Source organism: Candidatus Binataceae bacterium, from assembly GCA_036495685.1.
Lineage (GTDB): Bacteria > Desulfobacterota > Binatia > Binatales > Binataceae > JAFAHS01.
Genome location: DASXMJ010000003.1, coordinates 1 through 20,720 on the forward strand (window position 1 = coordinate 1; position 20,720 = coordinate 20,720).

19 protein-coding genes are annotated in these 20,720 nt (G+C 60.8%); 11 read left to right on the plus strand and 8 right to left on the minus strand.

Going from position 1 to position 20,720, the window contains the following annotated elements:
• The 3 genes from VGI36_00255 to VGI36_00265 form a co-directional block, all read right to left on the minus strand.
• Positions 1–560: ATP-dependent Clp protease proteolytic subunit (locus VGI36_00255; GenBank protein ID HEY2483543.1), on the minus strand; the 560-nt coding region annotated here is incomplete at its 3' end.
• A gap of 131 nt (positions 561–691) precedes the next feature.
• Complete coding sequence (gene tig / locus VGI36_00260; GenBank protein ID HEY2483544.1) at positions 692–1,984, minus strand: trigger factor; 1,293 nt, start codon at positions 1,982–1,984, stop codon at positions 692–694.
• 394 nt (positions 1,985–2,378) lie between these two features.
• A complete protein-coding gene (locus tag VGI36_00265; GenBank protein ID HEY2483545.1) occupies positions 2,379–3,224 on the minus strand; it encodes a hypothetical protein in 846 nt (281 codons plus the stop codon).
• Positions 3,225–3,310: 86 nt separating this feature from the next.
• Here VGI36_00265 and VGI36_00270 point away from each other — a divergent pair, with 86 nt between their 5' ends.
• From VGI36_00270 to VGI36_00285, 4 genes are all read left to right on the plus strand, one after another.
• Positions 3,311–4,297 carry a ketopantoate reductase family protein gene (locus VGI36_00270; GenBank protein ID HEY2483546.1) on the plus strand — a complete coding sequence of 329 codons (987 nt, stop codon included), beginning with the start codon at positions 3,311–3,313 and terminating at the stop codon, positions 4,295–4,297.
• Positions 4,294–4,764, plus strand: coding sequence for a M67 family metallopeptidase (locus VGI36_00275; GenBank protein HEY2483547.1), 471 nt, complete (start codon positions 4,294–4,296; stop codon positions 4,762–4,764). The genes VGI36_00270 and VGI36_00275 overlap by 4 nt, the downstream gene beginning before the upstream one ends.
• Before the next feature lie 12 nt (positions 4,765–4,776).
• Positions 4,777–6,051 (plus strand): MFS transporter, encoded by a 1,275-nt coding sequence (locus tag VGI36_00280; protein ID HEY2483548.1) that lies wholly within the window; start codon positions 4,777–4,779, stop codon positions 6,049–6,051.
• Positions 6,052–6,297: 246 nt separating this feature from the next.
• Complete coding sequence (locus VGI36_00285; GenBank protein ID HEY2483549.1) at positions 6,298–7,440, plus strand: OpgC domain-containing protein; 1,143 nt, start codon at positions 6,298–6,300, stop codon at positions 7,438–7,440.
• 466 nt (positions 7,441–7,906) lie between these two features.
• Here VGI36_00285 and VGI36_00290 read toward each other — a convergent pair whose 3' ends face one another.
• Together VGI36_00290 and VGI36_00295 are read right to left on the minus strand one after the other, a co-directional pair.
• Positions 7,907–9,232: an MFS transporter gene (locus VGI36_00290; GenBank protein HEY2483550.1), complete on the minus strand. Its 1,326-nt coding sequence runs from the start codon at positions 9,230–9,232 to the stop codon at positions 7,907–7,909.
• 22 nt (positions 9,233–9,254) lie between these two features.
• Positions 9,255–9,701: a nitroreductase/quinone reductase family protein gene (locus tag VGI36_00295; protein HEY2483551.1), complete on the minus strand. Its 447-nt coding sequence runs from the start codon at positions 9,699–9,701 to the stop codon at positions 9,255–9,257.
• A 136-nt stretch (positions 9,702–9,837) separates the two neighbouring features.
• Here VGI36_00295 and VGI36_00300 point away from each other — a divergent pair, with 136 nt between their 5' ends.
• From VGI36_00300 to VGI36_00330, 7 genes are all read left to right on the plus strand, one after another.
• Positions 9,838–10,497, plus strand: coding sequence for a TetR/AcrR family transcriptional regulator (locus VGI36_00300; protein ID HEY2483552.1), 660 nt, complete (start codon positions 9,838–9,840; stop codon positions 10,495–10,497).
• 5 nt (positions 10,498–10,502) lie between these two features.
• Positions 10,503–11,120: a hypothetical protein gene (locus tag VGI36_00305; GenBank protein ID HEY2483553.1), complete on the plus strand. Its 618-nt coding sequence runs from the start codon at positions 10,503–10,505 to the stop codon at positions 11,118–11,120.
• Entirely contained in the window at positions 11,120–11,488 is a 369-nt protein-coding gene (locus tag VGI36_00310) for a hypothetical protein (protein ID HEY2483554.1), read from the plus strand. Before VGI36_00305 ends, VGI36_00310 begins: the two co-directional genes overlap by 1 nt.
• Positions 11,481–11,867 (plus strand): hypothetical protein, encoded by a 387-nt coding sequence (locus VGI36_00315; GenBank protein ID HEY2483555.1) that lies wholly within the window; start codon positions 11,481–11,483, stop codon positions 11,865–11,867. Before VGI36_00310 ends, VGI36_00315 begins: the two co-directional genes overlap by 8 nt.
• Positions 11,868–11,880: 13 nt before the next feature.
• Positions 11,881–12,681: a DUF455 family protein gene (locus tag VGI36_00320; GenBank protein HEY2483556.1), complete on the plus strand. Its 801-nt coding sequence runs from the start codon at positions 11,881–11,883 to the stop codon at positions 12,679–12,681.
• A gap of 20 nt (positions 12,682–12,701) precedes the next feature.
• Entirely contained in the window at positions 12,702–13,472 is a 771-nt protein-coding gene (locus VGI36_00325; protein ID HEY2483557.1) for a DUF455 family protein, read from the plus strand.
• A gap of 203 nt (positions 13,473–13,675) precedes the next feature.
• Entirely contained in the window at positions 13,676–15,460 is a 1,785-nt protein-coding gene (locus tag VGI36_00330) for a phosphoenolpyruvate carboxykinase (GTP) (protein HEY2483558.1), read from the plus strand.
• Positions 15,461–15,657: 197 nt separating this feature from the next.
• On the opposite strand, the gene VGI36_00335 is transcribed toward VGI36_00330, so the two are convergent.
• From VGI36_00335 to ftsA, 3 genes are all read right to left on the minus strand, one after another.
• Entirely contained in the window at positions 15,658–17,886 is a 2,229-nt protein-coding gene (locus VGI36_00335; protein ID HEY2483559.1) for a glycogen debranching N-terminal domain-containing protein, read from the minus strand.
• 259 nt (positions 17,887–18,145) lie between these two features.
• On the minus strand, positions 18,146–19,429 hold the full coding sequence (gene ftsZ / locus VGI36_00340) for a cell division protein FtsZ (protein HEY2483560.1): 1,284 nt from the start codon (positions 19,427–19,429) through the stop codon (positions 18,146–18,148).
• A 71-nt stretch (positions 19,430–19,500) separates the two neighbouring features.
• Positions 19,501–20,715 (minus strand): cell division protein FtsA, encoded by a 1,215-nt coding sequence (ftsA, locus tag VGI36_00345; GenBank protein HEY2483561.1) that lies wholly within the window; start codon positions 20,713–20,715, stop codon positions 19,501–19,503.
• Between the last annotated feature and the right edge of the window lie 5 nt (positions 20,716–20,720).

The window sequence follows — 20,720 nt, forward strand, 5'->3', positions numbered from 1 at the left end:
ACAAAGCCGTAGGCCAACGCCTCCTCGGCGGTGAACCAGCGGTCCCGGTCGGCGTCCCGGGTAATGGTCTCCAGGCTTTGCCCGGTTTGCCGTGCGGTCAGCTCGGCCATTCGCGCCTTGGTCGCCTTGAACGCCTCTGCCTGAATGGCGATATCCGAGGCGACACCGCCGACTCCGGCCGAAGGCTGGTGCATCACGATCCGGGTGTTCGGCAGCAGATAACGTTTTCCCGGAGTTCCCGAAGAGAGCAGGAACTGGCCCATCGACGCGACGAAGCCCATTCCCCACGTGGCCACGTCCGGTTTGATCAGGCGCATGGTGTCGTAGATCGCCATTCCGGCGGTCACCGAACCGCCCGGCGAGTTGATGTAGAAGCTGATCTCTTTTTCGGGGTCCTCGGACTCCAGGAACAGGAATTGCGCCGTGATCAGGTTGGCTACCAAGTCGTTTACCTCGGTACCGAGGAAAACGATGCGGTCCTTCAGAAGGCGCGAATAGATGTCATACGCCCGTTCGCCACGGCCCGTTTGCTCGACTACGATCGGAACCAGGTTACTCATAACCCCGCGGCGCGTCGCAGCCACGGCGAGTTCTCGGGAGGATTGGCCGCTGACGCCATTAAATTGTATCGGCTCCGCAACAATCGGGCAACGACGGGACGCAATCAAACAGCGTCTCGCGACTTGACAAACTAGGAACTTGCGCTCTCATTTTCACGCTGCGCACGCTCGAGCAAAAGATCGAGCGTCTTTTCGCGCCGCATCGTTCCGCGCAGCATCTGGCGGTTTTCCTCGTGGCGATAAAACTCCGCCGCCCGATCGCGCGCCCGGCCCGCTTCGGTCACGAGCTTTGCGACGCGGTCACCTAGATCTTCGTCACTGACCTGGATCTTTTCCTGCTCCGCGAGCGCATCGAGGATGAGCGCGGTGCGTGCGCGCTTCTCAGCGCGCCGCTTCAGGTCCTCGCCCGCGTTCTTTACCTGCTCGGCAACCTGCTCCTGCGCCAGGCCTCCGGCGCGCAGCGTTGAGCGGAGCTCTTCTTCCATGGCCTGCGTCTCACGCTCCACGAGCGATTCCGGCACCTCGATCGCGTTGCGTTCGATGACCAGCTCGAGCAGTCCCTGGCGTACCCGCGCATCGGCCTGTGCCCGTGCATGACGCTCTAGGTCATCACGAACCTTCTTGCTCAGTTCGGCCAAGTCCGCAGTGCCGTTGTCCTTGGCGAATTCGTCATCGAGTACCGGCAGAACACGCTGGTAGATCTCCTTGATCTGCGCGCGCCACTCCACCGTCTTTCCCGCCAACTCCTTTTGCGAATAGTCGGCCTCGTAGGAACGGGTCGCGCGTACCGGCTGGCCGATTTCGGCGCCGATCAGAATTTCGTCGAGTCCGTGCGCCAAGGCGCGTTTGGAGACTTCGAGCAGACGATCCTCGGACTTGCCGGTGGAAAGCGGTTGGTCGTCGACGAACCCCTCGACGGTCGCGAGTACGTAGTCGCCATCGGTGACCTGTTTGCGGTCTTCAATCTTCTTCAGCGTGCCTTGCCGCTCACGCAGTGCGCCGAGCGCTTGCTCGATCTCCTCGTCTTTGACCTCGATTTTGGACTCGGGAACTTTAAGCCCTGCATAGTCCTTGACCGTAATTTCAGGACGCAGATCGAAAGTCGCGCTGAATCTGAGCGACTTGTTGAGATCGGTTTCCTCGGTCACGATCTCCGGAGAGACGATCGGCTTGAGGCTATTCTCTTCGAGCGCCTTTTCGGTGTATTCGCGCACCAGTTTCTGGATCACCTCGCCGCGTACCTGATCACCGAAAAATCGCTCCAACAAATTGCGCGGAGCATGCCCGGGGCGGAAACCCTTTAGCACGACGCCGCGCCGCAACTCGTTGTAGGCCTGGTCGAGCTCGCGCTTTATCTCATCCCGTTCGATTTCGATGGTGACTTTGCGCCGAAGCGCGCTGGGGGTCTCGATATTTACTTGCATGGCACTAGAACTAGAGAGCTAACCACACGCACGCTCAGCGATTCAACCGACCAAGGGCAGAGAAGGGATTCGCAAGGCAAGCCAACGACACCAAGTGGGCGAAGTTCCTTCAGCTTGGGTGCGCCGCGATTTTGGATCACGTGCGCGATTGCCCCGGCCCAGCTCCATGAGCACGAGATGATGAGTCTACCGGTGGGACTTAAGACGCGCGCCCTTCAACCCATCCGCTTCGACGCCTCATGTTTTCACGCGGGCACCGCGCGACAGCCCGGCCTTCAGGTGTATAGAGCCCGCGCAAACAGGTGTCGATAGCGCTGCAGCCTCATCGTTTTTGTTGACCGGAAAGGACCGAGGCTTCTCCTTGCCCGACCTTCAAATGTTCCCGCCTCAGATCTCACGCTTCGGTGAAGGTGAGCTCGCCGACTATCTCGCTGACCGAGCGCTTGGCATGCTCGCCCAGCAGCGCATCCAGTTCGCGATCAATCCGGCCGAGCGCGCCCGCCCCTTCTTTTATCAAGGCCGAGCCGACCTGCAGTCCCTTGGCGCCGCTGAGGTGAGCGACGTAAGCATCGCGACCGCTATTGATTCCCCCCACCGCCACGATATCGAGAAGATCCTCGCTCTCGAGGTACATCGCATGCGCGTGAGAAAGCGCGCGGACCTTACCCTTGACCGCGCCGGTGGCGAGGTCGATTTCGAGTTCTTTGGGCAGATCGTTCTGGCAAACCGCTATCGCGACCTGCATGGATTTGAGGAGTTCGGCCAGGGCTCGCGGCGCAAACGGGGACCGGGGGGGAAGCTTCACGGCCAGCACGCAGTTCACCGCGCCACGCACCCCGCCGATTAGCGCCTTGAGCCGTTCGAAGGATGCGAACGGCGCAACCGAGTTGCCCACAAACTCGTCGGCGAGATTAAGCTCGAGGATCGCGACGCCGGCCCGGTCGAGGGTGCGAGCCACCGCAATGAATTCGTCCTCGCTCGTGCCAACGATGCTGCCGATAATCGGCTTGCCACGCGCGACCAGTTCTCCAGCGATCGCCGCAAAGTATTCCACTCCACGATTCTTGAGATTCTCCGGGTCCTCGAGGCCCGCGAGGTTGCACGATTTGAACACTAGCGCGCCCGCATGCACGGCGGACAGTTCGTAGATTTCGCCGCGCTCGGCGGAGCGCGGCCCCGAGGCATTCATTATGGTGCTGTGCAGGTCGATACCGCCCAATCGAATCGACGTCCGTTCCATGCGCCGTTTCTACTCGCTCGCGCTCGCCACGGGCAAGCGCGCTGCCGGCGTTGTTTGCGCTTCTCGCGGCAGATAACTTCTCCACCGTGGATGAGGCGAAAATTCTTATCGCGGGCGCCGGCGCGATCGGCTCGGTGTTGGGCGCGATGCTCCATTCGGCCGGTCACCGCGTGACCTTGCTTGGGCGGCGCAAGCACATGGAGGCGATCGCGGGCGATGGACTCCGAATCACGGGGTTGTTGGGTACACACACGATTCGGGGCTTGAACCTCGCCGACCGACCTTCGCAGCTTGAGGGGCGATTCGAGCTGATTCTGTGCACGGTCAAACCCTACGACACCGCCGCGATTTCATATGATATTGCCGAACGTCTGTCGGAGCACGGGGTGATCGTCTCGATGCAAAACGGCCTCGGGAACATCGAGGCGCTTGCCAGTCGTTTTGGCTTAGGGCGCGTTCTGGGCGGACGTGTGATCTTCGGCTCCGAGCTGCAGCGCCCGGGAGCGGTGCATGTGACGGTGTTCGCGGACCCAGTCGCGATCGGCCCCGCGCCTGCGCTCCACGGGGAGCTATCGCGCGTTTTGGCGGTACGCGCCGCCGAGGTAGCTCGGCTCATTAACAGTGCGGGAGTGGCCGCGGTCGGGTGCGCGGACATCATGCCGCTCATTTGGAGCAAGCTGCTCTATAACGTGGCGTTGAATGCCCTCGGCGCTCTCTACGAACAGTCATACGGAGAGCTGGCCGGGGATCCGGACCTGCGCGCGATCATGGATGAGGCAATCGGCGAGGCGTTTGCAGTGGCGCGCACGCTTGAGGTGGCACTGCCTTTCGCAAGTGAGAGCGAGTACCTCGACACGTTTTATGGAAGACTCATTCCGGCCACCGAGACCCATCGTCCAACCATGCTCTACGATCTCAAGAATCGGGGGCGTACCGACATCGATTGGCTTAACGGTAAGATCGTGGAACTCGCTGTGCAGACCGGACTGACGGCCCCGGTCAACCAAATGCTGGTCCGCCAGGTTCACGCCGCGGAGCGCGCCGCACGCCTCCGGGGAGCCGAAGGCCGATGAGCTGCGTGACCATCCGGCGAGCGAGTCTTGACGCGATTGTCGCACAGGCGGAACGCGAATTCCCGAACGAATGTTGCGGGTTCATCATCGGAAACGACTCGTCCGAGGAGGTGCGTCCGATCGCGAACATCCAGAACCGCAAGCACGCGGACGACCCGAAGGCCTTTCCTCGCGATGCGCGTACCGCGTTCCTGATGGAACCGAAGGAGCACCTGGCCGTGCTCAACGAAATCGACCGCCGCAAACTCGGGCTCAAAATCGTTTATCATTCGCATCCCGATCATGATGCGTATTTCTCTCCGACCGATCGTGCCCAGGCCTGCTCCTTCGATCCCTCGCAGCCGGACTACCCGGACACCGCGTATGTCGTACTGTCGATCCGCGCGGCCCGGTTTAGCCGCGCCGCCGCCTTCGTGTGGGATCCCACCGCTGGGGAATTCGTCGAACACTCCCTCGAAGTTGAGTAAGCGGCGAACCGGATGAAGGCCGGTGCCGCGAAAGACCCTGTGGGCGCTTCCCACTTCGACGCAAAGCTGGTTGAAGGGTCCGAGCAACGCGACTTCCGCCAATATCTCGCTAGCACCTTCTTGGCGACCATCGCGATGATGATTCAGTCGGTGGCGGTCGCCTGGCAGGTCTACGACCTGGTTCGCGAGCCTCTCGCGCTCGGCTATGTCGGCCTGTTTCAGTTTCTGCCGCTTGCGCTTTTCGCCCTTCCCGCGGGAGCGCTCGCCGACCACGTGGATCGCCGTGCGATGTTAGCAGCGACCTATGTCCTTCAAACTCTAAGCTCACTCCTGTTCCTCGCGATGGCACTGGCACCGCCCGACAACATATGGCCCTTCTATGCAGTGCTGGCTTTGTTCGGCACCGCAAGAGCCTTCGCCGCGCCGGCCTCACAGTCGCTTCTGCCGAGGCTGGTAACCGAAGAGCGATTCCCGCGTGCAGTGGCGCTGACGTCGTCCACTCGCCAGACTGCGGTGATAGTAGGCCCGGCGCTGGGCGGCGCGATTTATCTGCTCGGTCCTGCGATCGCATATGGCACCTGCGTGGCCTGCTTCGTCGCAGTTGCCATACTTGTAGCGACGCTGCGCGTCCGAGGCGCTTCGATGCCGCGGGCCGCGGCATCCACAAGGCTCGGCCACTTGACGGCGGGCATCTCGTACATCTGGCGCAAGCCCGTTATCCTCGGAGCAATCTCGCTGGATCTGTTTGCCGTACTGCTTGGGGGTGCAACCGCCCTCTTGCCGATTTACGCCCGGGACATCCTGCACGTAGGTCCGATCGGGCTGGTATTGCTGCGCAGCGCTCCTGCTTTGGGCGCCGCAACGCTGGGCCTGATGCTTGCGCGCAGACCGCTTGGAGCGAAGGTCGGAATAACCATGTTCGCGTGCGTGGCTGGCTTTGGATGCGCGACGATAGTTTTCGGCCTTTCGCACAACTTTGTCCGCTCCCTGACGGCGCTGGTCTTTCTGGGGGCCTTCGACATGGTCAGCGTTTATGTTCGATTGTCGCTGGTGCAGCTCGCTACGCCGGATGCGATGCGCGGCAGGGTTTCCGCCGTGAACTATCTTTTTATCGGGGCTTCAAACGAGTTGGGCGAATTCGAATCGGGCGTGACTGCAGCGTGGTTCGGCACCGTGCCCTCGGTGGTTATCGGCGGGCTGGGCACCCTTGCGGTTGTCCTTCTTTGGATGCTGATGTTCCCGGACTTGCGCAAAGTAAACCGTCTTTCGGACGTGATTCCCGAGTGATGCGGTCAAAGTTACCTCCACCTTTTGGAATGATCGGTTTCGTCGGGCTAACCCTTTTGAAACCATTGTTGATGTCTGCGCGTCTATTTTGGAGGAAGTTGCATTAATTGCGCATCGGCACGGACATTGCTGCCGCTCGCTGTCAATCGAAATAGAGAGCGCGACGCTCAACTTTTGGGCAATCCTGAACTTGGATTTGTGCACTTGAAAAAATAACAGGCTTTTTATCATCCTTTGACGGCCGGCATGAACCAAACCCGCGAACGCGATTTCCGCCTCGACTTCTGTCGCGGCATCGCGCTGATCGTGATCTTTATCGATCATGTGCCAGGAAACCCACTGTCGTCATGGACTCTGAGAAACTTTTCTTTTTGCGATGCAGCCGAGGTCTTTGTTCTGATTTCGGGGATGGCAAGCTACCTGGCCTATGGCTCCCGCTTAAGCAAACTGGGGTTCACAGCGTGCGCTAAGGCCGTGGGGCGCAATTGCGCCAGAATCTATCTCGCTCACTTGCTCCTCATCGTAGGAATCGCCGGGTTGATGGTCTGGATAGGTGGGCGTTATTCGGGTGCCGATTACGTAGACTCTCTCAAACTGCAGTGGATCGCAGAGGACCCGCGTGGGGCGATCTTCGCTGCCGTTACGCTTTCCTACCTGCCGCGGCTTATGGACATCTTGCCGATGTACGTTCTACTACTGGCAGCCGCTCCCTTTTTGATCGTGATCATCAAGCGCGACTATCGAATCGCGCTGCTGATTTCAGCCGCCGTTTACCTGTTGGCGTGGAACTTCGGATGGAACCTGAGCGCGGACCGCTCGGGACGCGAATGGTATTTCAATCCCTTCACCTGGCAACTCCTCTATACGATCGGCCTGGTGGTTTCTCATTTGAGCAGAACCGAACCGGAAAAACTGCCATGGGGACAGCGGTGGTTGCGAGTCGCGATTGGATTCCTAGCGATCACCGTGCTCATTGCCTGGCCGCTCAATCAGTTCGGCCTCACGCAGATGGCGCCATTCTCCTACATCTGGCCGAGCGACAAGACTTATCTCTCCCCCCTCCGAATCATCAACGTTCTGGCCCTGCTCTACGTGTTTGCGTTTTACGTCCCGCCTAAAGCGGCGTGGCTCAAGAAGCGAGTGGCCGAACTGTGCATCTCGTGCGGACGCCATTCTCTGACGATCTACGGGCTGGGGTTGCTGCTTAGTTGCGTCGGATATGTCGTGATCCAGGAGAGTAGCGTGCGAGCCATCGCCAACCTCGAGGTCAATGTGGTGGGTATCTCCCTTCTGATTTTAACCGCCGTGATCCTCGAGCGTCGTGACGACGCGCGCCGAGCGGCGGCGCCGGCCCTGCGAATTCGTAGCGAAGGTAGTGCGGCTGCGTAACCATCCAATCGAGTCACGGGGCTGCGCCTCCAAGCGCGCGGCCATCGAGGTCGCCGGCTTCGGTGTCGCCGACATCCCACCCGCGCCAAGCACTGAGCTTCAAGCATGAAGTGACGAAAAAATTCGGACGGATTCCGAGTGAATGGACGCCTGCGGACCGGTACGCGACCGCGCGCCCCCTGGACCGCTGAGGTGCTCTGCAAATCGTCACGCGCGGGATTCTATGCGTATGACGCGATGGTCTTTGAAGCTCGGAATGCGCAAATTTCCCCGGTGGCGCTATCGATCTATGCGGTCGTCTCTGGGCGAGAGAACATCGAAACAAGGACCAGCGGGCGCACTACTGTAGCGCATCGCCAAACCCGACTGTCGACTCTCCAAAGCTGCTCGCGCTCGCTGGAGGCCTTTTCGGAGGCGAATCATCACTGAAATGGGCGGCGTACCCGCCCATCGGCTGTCCGGGGATTCAGCGATCGGCGTGGAATGCTGCCTCTTTGGCGGCGGCGTCGAGCGAGAGGCCGCGGGTTTCGTCGATTATCATGCCGAAGAGGATAGCGCCCGGGATTCCCAGCAGGCTGAGCCAGCCCGTCATCACCGAAATGCCGCCAGCTGCTGCCGCGAACGTCGCGATAGTCGCTTCGGCGCTCAGCGCGCCGAACGCGGTGGTGAGGGCGACCCAACCCATCATCGTGCCTCGCAATGCGGTCGGAAGAAGTTCAGTAACCGCGGCGAGCGACGCAACCGTGGTCGCATTGGTAGTTGCATTCATGAAAAGGAATGCGACACCGAGCCAAAGCGCCGGATGGGCGAAATTATTCGGTGGTCCCCAGTAGTAGGCAAGTGCGATTGCTGAGGTCGCGGTGCCGCAAGTCACGATCGTCGGAACGCGTCCAAATCGCTCTGCTGCCCACGCGCCGATAGGAAAACCGAGCATGCCGACACCGCCGCCGATGATTGTAAACGCGCTGGCGAAGTCGGCCGAAAGTCCGATGACCGAAACCGCGTGGAAATATGAATACGAATTAACCCCCTCTACAGAAAGGTACGCGAGCAAGGAACAGACAATTATGGTAATTGCACGCTTTCGATAGAGCGGCACAAAGATGTCGTAGAAGTGCGTGGGTCTCGACTCCACTTCGCGTGCTTCGCGCCGCCAGCGCATGCTTTCCGGAATAGAGCCCACTACCGCCGGTAAGATCACAATACCCGCAACTGGAATTGCGAGTAGCCAGCGCCACGACATACCGAGCCTGGGATATACGGGTGCGAGAAAGACGCAGAGTCCTCCACCAACGGCGGTGGCCAGTCCGGCCCAGCTCTGCCCATCGGCCCGCCGCGGGACCGGGAGTAGCTCTGCCAACATGACGACCGAGCAGGTTAGGGCTGCTCCAAGAAACGCTTCAACGACGATGACAAAAGCAACGAAAACGACCACTTCGTGAGCTGTCGCTGCACCAAGGGCCGCAATCGGCATCGCGATAGCCGACCACATTAGGACGCGTCTGCGACCGACGCGATCGACCATCCGAGCGAGCGCCAAGGCACCAAAAGAGGAGAGCGCAAACCCGGCAAAGACCTTGGCCATGGCTGGATCGCTCAGATGAAAGTCCTTGCTGAACCAGGGTGCGGCAATGGTGGGGATGGCCGCGGCGTAACCTTGAAAACCGAGAACGACCAGCAGCATGGCCACCACGCGCCACGGAATCACCCCACCGTACGCCGCCGTAATCGTATCTTCGGCGACATCGACATCGCCGGTCAGGGAGCCTAAAACCTGGGACTCATTCTCCATCAGGCGGAAATCTGTCTAATCGTCATTCCTGAAGTTCAAACACTGGGGCGCGTGACGCCATCTCGCGAAATGATTCGACCGGCGCGCCTTTCGGGACCGGATAGAAACGCTGAACTTGGGCCGCGTAACGATCTAGAAATTCCTTGAGAATCGGAGCTCGCGCACTGACTTCGACCTCCCGGACTCTGAACTCCATTCGTCGGTTCGCCTTTTTTAGTAAGATCGATCCAGCCGCGCGAGCGTTACGCACCCATCCCGTTTCTCCACGAACTGCCACAAGGTACCTGTGTCGCTCCATTTCGAGAAGGTTGACCGGCGTGGTGTAAACCCGCCCGGTCCTTCTGCCCCGAGTCTCGAGCAGGTAGTTGTAGCGCGCGCCGATTCCAACCCGGAGCAAAAGGCCAAACAACCGGTTGAAGATCCGGTCGGCGGTACTTTCCTTAAGAAAATATGGCTTCTCTGTGGCCACTTTACCCTCCGCCCGCCAAGTATGGGCGAACAAAAAATACTGAGACAAAGACTCGGCATCAATCGACGCTCAAATCTTGACAAATGAACGTTCATTCAATATACCTCTACCAAATTGACCGCGTCTCTTGCCGCAGATGCCAAGCGCAGCACTCAGAACTTCGCCTCACGACGAGGCCCTCGCCATTCAGCGCCGCCGGCAGATTTTTCTGGCCGCATGCCGAGTCCTGGAACACAAATCGTTTCATGAAGCCTCGGTCAAAGAACTTGCGCTCGAAGCGGGGCTCGCTGCGGGATCGATCTACGTTTACCTGGAGAGCAAGGACGAGATCCTGGTCCTGATCGCGGAATCGATGGTTGCCGAGCTAGTAGATCAACTGCCGGCCATTAATGAACGTGCGGGCGCCGACCCACGCCTTGAGCTTGCGGCTGTAATGCACGAGATCCTCAATATCATAGATCGATACCGAGAGGCGTTCGCCGTACTGCATCACGAAGCCCGCTACCTCGCGCAACGGACGCAATACAAGGCAGCAATGAATAAGATCGGCGATCGCTACCTGTCGGCGGTCGCCGAAGTCATCGAACGAGGGCGCAAGGCCGGCGTTATCCAGGTGGATGACGTGCCCTCCGCCGTACATGCCATTCACATGCTGTGTGCAGGATGGGCGATGGGCGGTCATGGGCTGCGCCATTCGGACAAAGAATCTTACTGGCGCGAGATATCGCGGTTGGTCGAAGGCCGCTTTCTCGCGCGGCGGGTCGAATCTAAGACCAACGGCTGCGAGGAGTTATAGAGACGATGGCGTTCTACGATCGACGTACGCTCGATGGCGTGTACAGCGTCCGCCAGAGCGTTAGTCACATCATGAACTACCGATTCGCCGAAGAGCGAATGATGCGCATGATGGCGGGATGGATCGCGCTAACCCCGGAAATTCCGGTTAAGCTTGAAATGGCCAAACAGGTCTATGAAGACGCCTTGCACGCGGATGCACTGGGCAAGCGACTGCCGGAGTTGCGCGCGCAAGCGCAAGTCTCCAAGCCTGCAAACGAAAACTTCGCCTCGTTTATCCAGGAGATCGAAGACAAGGAAGAGTGGGAAGATACCATCGAGCGGCTGGCGGGAATCTACCGGGTGCTGAAGCCTCACCTGATCATGCACTACAGCGCGCACGTAACGGCCGCCAATCCGGTCTATGAACCGCCCACCATTCGGATTCTCGCCAAGATGCTCGAGGAAGAAAAAGCGCATGTCGAAAAGGGGTTGGTGCTGCTCGGGGATCTGCTCGATTCACCCGAAAAGAGCCGACGTGCGGCTCAGTGGCAGGGGCATCTCGAAGAACTGCTGGCCACGTCGGGCGGGGTGACCGGTTTCCCCACCGAGCAGGAGGTGCCGCGCAAAGTCGGCCGTAGCTGATGAAGGTTCCGGAACTCGACGAGCGAATCGCTGAGCACGCGCGCGTTCTGATTGCGAGCGACGACCGCGCGGCCGAAGCCATGGTGACAGCGGCTGGGCTTGCGACCTGGCGCGCGGTCGCGGCGGCAATAGGTGCGCGCCGGCCGCTGGATCGTTACGAGCTGCTGGCGTGCGCGAAGATTGGAATGCAGTTCATGGCGAAGACCAGGTTTTCAGCTACGGGCGGCGCACTCACCTTGCTGATACGGTGGAAGCAGGCGGACGGCAAATGGATGATCGCGGAAGTCGAAGATATCAGCGCCAAACGTTCGCCGTGGAGCGATCTTCAGCACTACAGCCGGGAACCGGGAGGCGCGACTAATGCCTGACCTGGGAAACCGCGCCAACGTGATGGGCCCTCAGCCCATTGGACCAATAAAGCAGCCCCCGCCCGAGATGTTGGCGGCGATCGACCGGTTTCTGGCTGTCTTGATGGCCGGAAACCCCGCCGAAGCGCTGGCAATGACGGAGGAGCGGGCGCGTGACCGGGTCGCTCAGATCGCGGGTGCCATCAAGCCAGGGGTCTATAAACAAATGCACATCCTTGGCAAGGCGCGCGTCGTGGAACACTATTTCGTCAAAGCACGTCTGTCCGGACCAAAAGGCGAGTCACTGACTTTGCAATTCCGAATCGGCCCGGAAGGCGGCAGGTGGACCGTCAGAGAAGCTGGGGACCTTACCAACATTAGGTCGGCCTGGACCAAATAGAGAAGGACACGCGATGGATAAGATGATTCCGGTCGACCGGCTGGCGCGCCCTGAAGATCACATTCTGGTCCCGCTGGACAAGATTCGCGAGGCGCGCTTGGACCAGGGGCTGACTCCGTTCAACGCCATGCCGTTTGAAGAAGACTTCCTCAAGGCGCGGCTGCATGGAATCTGCGCCGGAGAATTCCAGGCGATGGAAGCGGCGGGTCGCACCTTGTTCGACTTTCCGGACGCGCCGTGGGAATTTCAGCTTGATATGGCGCGCCAGGTCTGGGACGAATCGCGCCATAGCGAGATCTATATGAAGCTGCTCGAGTATGTCGGATCCTATCTTGGCGAATTCCCCGAAAGCGAGGTGCTGTGGTCATGCACGCAGATCGACGACCCGGCGTGTCGCGTGGCGGGCATCAACCGCGGCCTCGAAGGACTGGCTTGCGATGTATTTGAGCAGCTGATTCGAATGGCGCAGAAGATGGGCGATCCGATAATCGAGCGTGCGGTCGACTACGTGTTGGCTGACGAGATCACCCATGTGCGGATGGGCTCAAAATGGATGCGCAAGCTCACCGAGGGGGATGCGGAGCGGCTGCGGAAAGCGCAGGCCTTCCAGGACAACATCGACAACCTGTTTAATTTCGGTGGCGGCCGCACCACGCAGGAAGGCGCCGCACAGATCAAGCAGCGCCTGGGCGACAGGGAAGTGGAAATCGACGCTACCCTCACCATTGCGCGCGAGGCGCGTCTGCTGGCGGGATTCACCGACGAGGAAATCGAGCGGCTCATCAAGGGGATGGGCAAGAGCGCGGCCTACTAACCACGGCCGGGAGAGCGGCGATGGAACGATGCATACCAGTTGATCGATTGGCGCGACCCGAGAATTTCGTGCTGATGCGTGGCAAACAGGTCCGTGAAATCCGCGAGGAACAGGGAATGGAACGCAACAATGCCCTGCCCTTCGATGAAGAAACGCTGCGCGCGCGGCTGCATGGAATCTACACGGGCGAACTGCAGGCTATGGAGGCGGCCGGGCGGACCCTGTTCGATTTTCCCGACGCCCCGTGGGAGTTCCAGCTCGATATGGCGCGCCAAGTGTGGGACGAATCGCGTCACAGCGAAATTTTCCAGCGGCTGGTCGAATACATGGGAGCCAAGCCGGGCGACTACGTTGAAACCGAAATTCTCTGGCGCTGCACTCAGGCGGAAGACCCGGCCGCCCGGGTCGCCGGAATCAACCGGGGGTTGGAAGGACTCGCATGCGACGTGTTCGATCAACTCATCCGGATTGCGCAGCGCAATGGCGATGAAGTGATCGAACGCTCTATCGACTACGTGCTGGCCGACGAGATTACCCACGTCCGGATGGGCTCCAAGTGGATGCGCAAGCTCACCGAGGGCGACCCCGAGCGGTTGGCGCGCGCACAGGCCTTTCAGGAGACGGTGGATGAGGTCTTCAACTTCCGCGGTGGTCGTCGGCTGGCCGATGATCTGCAGAAGGACGACGGAATGACCCTAACCATCGCGCGCGAGGCGCGGTTGCTCGCCGGATTTACCGAAGAGGAAATTCAGCGCCTGATCGAATCGACTCGCAAAAGCGCCGCCTATTGAGCGCCACCTCTGCGAGCGCGCCGGGTCGCCGACCCGTCCGCTTTTGCCTTAAAAATTAAGGCGGTTGAAGCCGAGCTAATGTATCTGGCTTTGACCGTCGTGATTAGCTAATCTAAATACATACGGCGTCTGACTGGCCGCGTTGAATTTAGCGAGCAATATCGCAGCGGTCGCGACGGACCGAACTGGACGGAGTTGAGCCTGTGACCCTGAACGAAGAGCGACACGAGAAGAAAAACCGAGCACTCAGCGAGTGGGTTGCGGAAATCGCCCGTCTGACCACGCCCGATCAAATCGTCTGGTGCGACGGTTCGGAGGCGGAAAGAGATCGTCTCACCGCGCTGGCCGTCAAGTCTGGAACCTTGATCCCGCTCAGCGTCCAGAAGAAGCCCGGCTCGTTCTTACACCGCTCTGATCCCAATGACGTCGCACGTACTGAGCACCTGACCTTCGTCTGCACCCCCAACCAACGGGACGCAGGGCCGACCAACAACTGGTCGCCGCCCGACGAGACCTACGCGAAGCTGCGCGGATGGCTCAAGGGTTCCATGCGCGCGCGCACCATGTACGTGGTTCCCTACGTGATGGGACCACTGGGCTCCCCATTCTCCAAGGTCGGAGTGGAGATTACCGACAGCGTTTACGTGGTTCTCAACATGAGGATCATGACGCGAATGGGCGCGCCGGCGTTGGCGATGCTGGGCGAGCGCGAAGACTTCTGCCGCGGTGTTCATTGCACCCTGGACCTGAATCCGGACCGCCGGCTTATCTGTCACTTTCCACAAGACAACGCGATCTGGTCGGTTGGCTCGGGCTATGGCGGTAACGCGCTGCTGAGCAAGAAATGCTTCGCGCTGAGGATCGCGAGCTGGCAAGGTCGCCGAGAAGGGTGGCTGGCGGAGCACATGCTCATCCTGGGCATTCAGAGCCCCGCGGGCGACACCAGGTATGTCGCGGCAGCCTTCCCCAGCGCGTGCGGCAAAACCAATCTTGCGATGCTCACGCCACCCGCGGAATTCGCCGGGTGGAAGGTATTCACGGTCGGCGATGACATCGCGTGGCTGCGGGTCGGAGAGGATGGCCGCTTGTGGGCCGTGAATCCGGAAAATGGGTATTTCGGGGTGGCTCCGGGGACCAACTCCCATTCCAATCCCAACGCGATGAAGATGGTCGGTCACGATTCCATCTTTACCAATGTTGCAATGACCGCGGACGGCGACGTGTGGTGGGAAGGCATGGAAACTGCCCCACCGGAAAAGCTGATTGACTGGCGAGGCCGCCCCTGGAATCCGAACGCCGGCGAAAAGGCCGCGCACCCCAACAGTCGCTTCACCACTCCGATGGCCAACAATCCCGCGCTCTCACCCCACGCCAACGATCCTCAAGGGGTTCCGATCTCCGCGATCGTATTTGGCGGACGGCGCGCGACGACCATGCCCCTGGTGCTCGAGTCCGAAAACTGGACTCATGGTGTGTACCTGGGTGCGACCATGGGTTCCGAGACAACCGCGGCGGCGGCCGGCGCGGTGGGAGTGGTTCGGCGCGACCCGATGGCGATGCTGCCGTTCTGCGGCTACAACATGGGCGACTATTTCGGGCACTGGCTCAAAATGGAGGGTGCCATCAAGAATCCGCCGCGCATCTTCATGGTTAACTGGTTTCGCAAGAGCCGCGATGGAAAATTCCTGTGGCCGGGCTTTGGCGAGAACCTCCGCGTGCTCAAGTGGATGCTCGATCGGATTGACGGACGCGCGACCGCTACCGATACGCCGGTGGGAAGAATACCGCGGGTTGAAGATCTCAACCTTCACGGTCTTGACGCGGCCGGGGACCGGATGCGCGAAGACCTAGCGGTCAAGAACGACGAATGGTCCGCCGAGGTCGCATCGACCGCCGAGTTTTTCGACAAACTCGGCCCGGCCATGCCGCCGGCGCTGCGCGATCAACATCGCGGTCTGGCCAATTCCCTAAACGGCACTCGTCCGTAGGCGAACGCAACCTTGCAACTTCGCTGACTCGGGCCGTCTGGGTTGCTCGCGAATCGGTTCAGTCATTCGCGGTGATGGCCCTCTCCGATGGCACCTGAAGTCGTTCGGGACGACTGAGAACCTTGGGAGGTTTTATCAGCCCGCAGCCTCGGTGGGACGGTTTCGTTACTCGGCCACGGGGATAGAAGGCAGGCGCCCTACTTGATCTCGACGGCGACTGGCCCGCGGGTTTCCAAAATTTCCACTTTCGGTGCTTTCGGGGTGCGGCGCAGCAGGAGAGAAACAGCGCCCTCGCCGACGCGCAGATTTTCGATCTTAAGCCACTCCAGCCACTCGGGCATCGCCGGCGTATCGATCACCAAGCGGTGGTCGAACCCCTCCACTGCAATTCCTAGCATCGCCTGAACTATCATGAAGATGCTCGCCGCCGACCAGGCCTGCGGATGACAGGCAACCGGGTAAGGGATCGGACCCGACCGCTCGTCGCGGGGAAATCCGCAGAACAGTTCTGGGAGACTGCCGGTCTTCAAATGGGCCGCCGCGTGCGTCAGCCCTTCGAGAATTCTCAGGACACCGCCGTGGTGCGAAATCCGCCGCAAGCCGGCCGCGGCGATGGCATTGTCGTGCGGCCACACGGAACCGTTGTGATAGCTCATAGGGTTGTAGCGTCGCTCGTTGCAGGCGAGGGTGCGCATACCCCATCCGCTGAACATCTCGGGACTGAGCAGCCGATCGGCCAGCGCCTCCGCCTGTTCACCATTGAGTAAGCCCGCAGCCAGGCAGTGAGCCGCGTTGGAAGCCATCACCCGGCAAGGCAGCTTGTCGCGATCAAGTGCCAGCGCAACCGTCCGCTCATCCTCAAGCCAGAAGTCGCGCGCAAAGCGTTGCTTCAGGTCAGCCGCACGAGCAGTCAGACCGGCAGCGAGCTGCACGCGTCCCAGGCGCCGCGCCACCTCGGCGATCAGGCAATAGGCGGCATAGACGTAGGCCTGCACCTCACACGGCGCGATCGGGGGGCGCGCCAGAGTTCCATCGGCGTGGGAGATCGAATCGAACGAGTCCTTCCACCCCTGGTTTGCAAGCCCCTTGGGCGTTTCGCGCAGGTATTCGACGTAGCCATCGCCGTCGCGATCGCCCCATCGTTGTATCCATGCGAGCGCGCGCTCGACATTGCTCCACAACTCCGCAGGCAACTTGAGATCGCCGGTGACGGCCACATACGCTCCGAGCAAGCACAGAAAGAGCGGGGTTGAGTCGGTGCTGCCATAATAGCGAGCGAACGGCACCTCACCGGTCGCAGCAAGTTCACCGCCCCGAATTTCGTGGACGATCTTTCCGGGTTCCTCGTCGCGAGCGTGGTTTAGTTCGGAGCCCTGCCAGCGCGCGAGCGTCTTGAGTGTTCCAACCGCCACCGCGGGATTAAACACCAACACCGAAAGTGCAGTGAGGATGCTGTCGCGCCCGAACAGAGTCGCAAACCAGGGGATGCCCGCCATTATGAAGGTGCCGTCGGCGGTGTCCTGCATGATGGAGGTGAGGTCGGCCGTGGATCGGCTGAGAAGATTGTTCAGCGGCTCGCTGCTCGCGGTGATGCTGCTCCAGCCAGGGTGGTAGCTGGCAATCTCCAAGCGCCGCTTCGCCAGCACCCGTGCAAATTTAACCGGCCTCTCGGCCCGCGCTGCGGATTCCTCGCACCCACCGGTGACCTGAATTTCCATCGCGCGTTGCTCGTCTGGCTTCAGCGTGACCCGGAACGACGCGCGGCCGTGCTGCAGCTCGGCCGGTTCGGGATCGAACGCGACGCAGGTAAACCGCTTCTTGCCGTCGAGTCCCTGATACTTGAATCGGACCCGATCGCGCGCGACTTCGGGCTGGTAGAAGTATCCGCGCCGCGAGCGCCTGACGCCACGGACCTCGAAGAGATCAGCGAAGTCCGCGTCAAACAGGAAATCGAGCGGAATCTCGACCGCAAGGCGCGCAAAGTTTCTGACCACCACCTGGTGGCACAGCTCAGATCCGGAGATCACCCAATTTCTTTCGATTTGGATCGAATTGATCGGAAGCGAGGAATCGTCTCCGTCGATGCGGAGATCGGGATTGCTCAGGTTGACGTGCAGCTGTGCGTTCTCGCGCGTGATGTGAGAGTCGAGATAGTACGGCGTCTCGCCCGCCACCTTCAACTCAAAGCGGCTCAGATGTCGGGTATCGCGATGGAAAAAACCCAGCGGCTCGTGCGGAGTCTCGAGCACATCGCCGCCGGCTTCGAAGACCGCAAAGCTGTCACCATTCACCAGTGAGCGCGTGGTGCGCCGCGAGATCATCGACGAGGCGTGGACATAAAGGTCGGAGCCGACCTTAATGATGGTTTTCGATTCCGGCTTCACGGGGCGACCTTTCAGGGTCAGGGTGTCAACGTTGGGTTCCATCGTCGCGCACCGCCACCCCGTTCCTCGGTTCCACTGCCGATCATCACGTCCGCGCACAACGGGAACTACTATCGGATCGTATTGATCTTATGGGTTCGCCCTGACGCGCCGCCACCGGTACTGGGTCAAAAATTATTCGCGATAGTTCTCGTCCTCGTTACTTTTGGAAAGCTGCGGGGTGATTCACTGCGATGCGGCCCGCACGGCAATCCACCGCACCGCTCTTTTCTGTTTATTTCGCTTCTCGCGCGCAAACTGGTCAATTGGGGTGCTTGCGCAAGAAGGTCGGGATGTCGAGCTTGTCGTCGCCGTCCAGCAGCGTATTGGGCTCGAGTTTCTCCGCTCCGTAGTCAGCGTCCTCGGCGCGTCGTCGAAACGCCGGAATATCCAGCACGCTCTCGTCATCTATGCGGCCCATCTTGCGCACCGGTTTGCCGCCCGGAAACGTACGCAGCTGCGCGGACGGCGCGACGGGCCGCGGCGTTGGTGGTTCCGAATCCAGCGGATCGACCGGACGAGTAACCGCGGCCTGGATCGGTGTGGTCAGCGGCGCACCCGCCGAGGAATATTTGCCGTGGAGCGCCTCGAAGTCGCCGAATCCAGTCGCGATGACCGTCACCCGAATTTCGTCCTTCAGTTTGTCATCGATAACCGCGCCGAAGATGATATTGGCGTCTTCGTGCGCTTCTTCCTGGATCAGGCTGGCCGCTTCGTTCACTTCGTAGAGCGCCATGTCGGTGCCGCCCGTCACGTTGATAAGCAGACCGCGCGCGCCCTTGATCGAAACATCTTCGAGCAACGGGCTTGAAATAGCGCGCTGGGCGGCCTCGACCGCGCGATTCTCGCCGGCCACGGTCGCGGCGCCCATCATGGCCATTCCCATTTCCGCCATGATGGTACGCACGTCGGCGAAATCGAGGTTGATGAGGCCGGGGACCGTGACCAGTTCGGAAATGCCGCGTACCGCCTGCAGCAGAACGTCATCCGCCTTCTGAAAAGCTTCTTTCAGGGGAGTGTTGCGGCTGGCGACCGAAAGCAGGCGCTGATTCGGAATCGTGATGAGGGTATCGACCGCGTTCTTCAACTCCCGCAATCCCTCTTCGGCCTGGGCCATACGCTTGCGGCCCTCGAACTGGAAGGGCTTGGTAACCACACCGACGGTCAGCGCGCCGATTTCGCGCGCGATCCGCGCGATGACGGGGGCGGAACCGGTTCCGGTGCCGCCGCCCATACCCGCGGTGACAAACACCATTTCCGCATCGACCAGCAATTCGCGGATGCGGTCCTCGTCTTCGAGCACCGCTTTGCGTCCCACTTCGGGATTGCCGCCGGCTCCGCGACCGCGCGTCAGCGTCTGCCCAATCGGCAGGCGCACGGGGGCGTGATTGTTCTCCAGCGCCTGCGCATCGGTATTGACCGCGACAAAGTCCACGTTGCGGACGCCGAGCGCAATCATGTGGTTCACGGCATTGCCGCCGCAACCACCCGCACCGATCACTTTGATGCGCGCACCCGGCTCGGGATTGTTTACCAACTCAATCATCTCACTTCCTCCTCCACCACCCACCGGCAAAATTCGCTGATCGGCGTTGTGCTTATGCCGGCGGCGCCGTTTCAAAAGAAATCTCTCACCCAGTCGCCAAAGCGGGAACGCAACCGGCCGAATTTGCCGTGTCGCACTCCATTGTGATTCGCACCGCGGTCGCCTTGATGAAGAATCAGGCCGGCCGCGGTTGTGTACATCGGCTTCATCAGTTCCTCGGGCATACCCTTCAGATTGACCGGCAACCCTCGGCGCACCGGCACCCCGAAAATTCTCTCTGCCAGCTCCTGCGTTCCTTCCAGCAGCGAAGTGCCGCCGACCAGCACCACGCCCGAGGCGAGGTTGTCGGCCACTCCGGAACGCATGATTTCGCGCAGCGCCATCGCGAAAATCTCTTCCATCCGGGGTTCGATGATGTCGGCGAGCAGTTTGCGCGCGATTGCCTTCGGGTCGCGTCCACCTACTCCCGCCACCTGCACCATCTGGTCGCGCCGCACCACCTGGCCGGTCGCGGCACCCCAGGCCACCTTGAGCTTTTCGGCTTCGGTGGCCGGAGTACGGATTCCCGCCGCGATGTCGTTGGTCAGATGATTGCCTCCGAGCGGCAGCACGGCGGTATGCATCACCGCGCCCGAGTGGAAGACGATGATGTCGGTGGTGCCACCGCCGACATCGATGAGCGCCACGCCCAGTTCTCGTTCCTCCGGAAACAGGGCCGCGTTCGCAGAAGCGAGCGGCTCGAACAACAATTCCGTCGGCGTCACCCCCGCGCGCTCGCAGCATTTGCTCAGATTCTGCCCGTAGCTCTGCGCGGCGGTCACAATATGGATACGCGCCTCGAGCCTGACGCCCGCCATCCCGACCGGTTGGCGCACGCCCTCCTGGTCATCGACGGCAAATTGCTGCGGGAGGATGTGGAGTACCTGGCGATCGAGGGGAATTGCGACCGCGCGCGCCGCATCGATCACCCGCTCGACATCGCGCGGGCCGACCTCGCCGCCCCGAACCGCGACGATCCCATGACTGTTCAGCCCGCGGATGTGCGGTCCCGCTACACCCGCAACTACCGAACCAACCCGGGCGCCGGAGGTCTTTTCAGCCTCGTCCAGCGCAGCGCGAATTGCTTCCACGGTCGCTTCGATATTGACGACCACACCCTTGCGAAGTCCGGTGCACGGCGCAACGCCGTGACCCAAAAGAGCGATCTCGCCTTCGGGGCTCGCGTCGGCGACCAAGGCGCACACCTTGCTGGTCCCAACATCCAATCCAGTGAGCAGGTTCCTCATGGTGT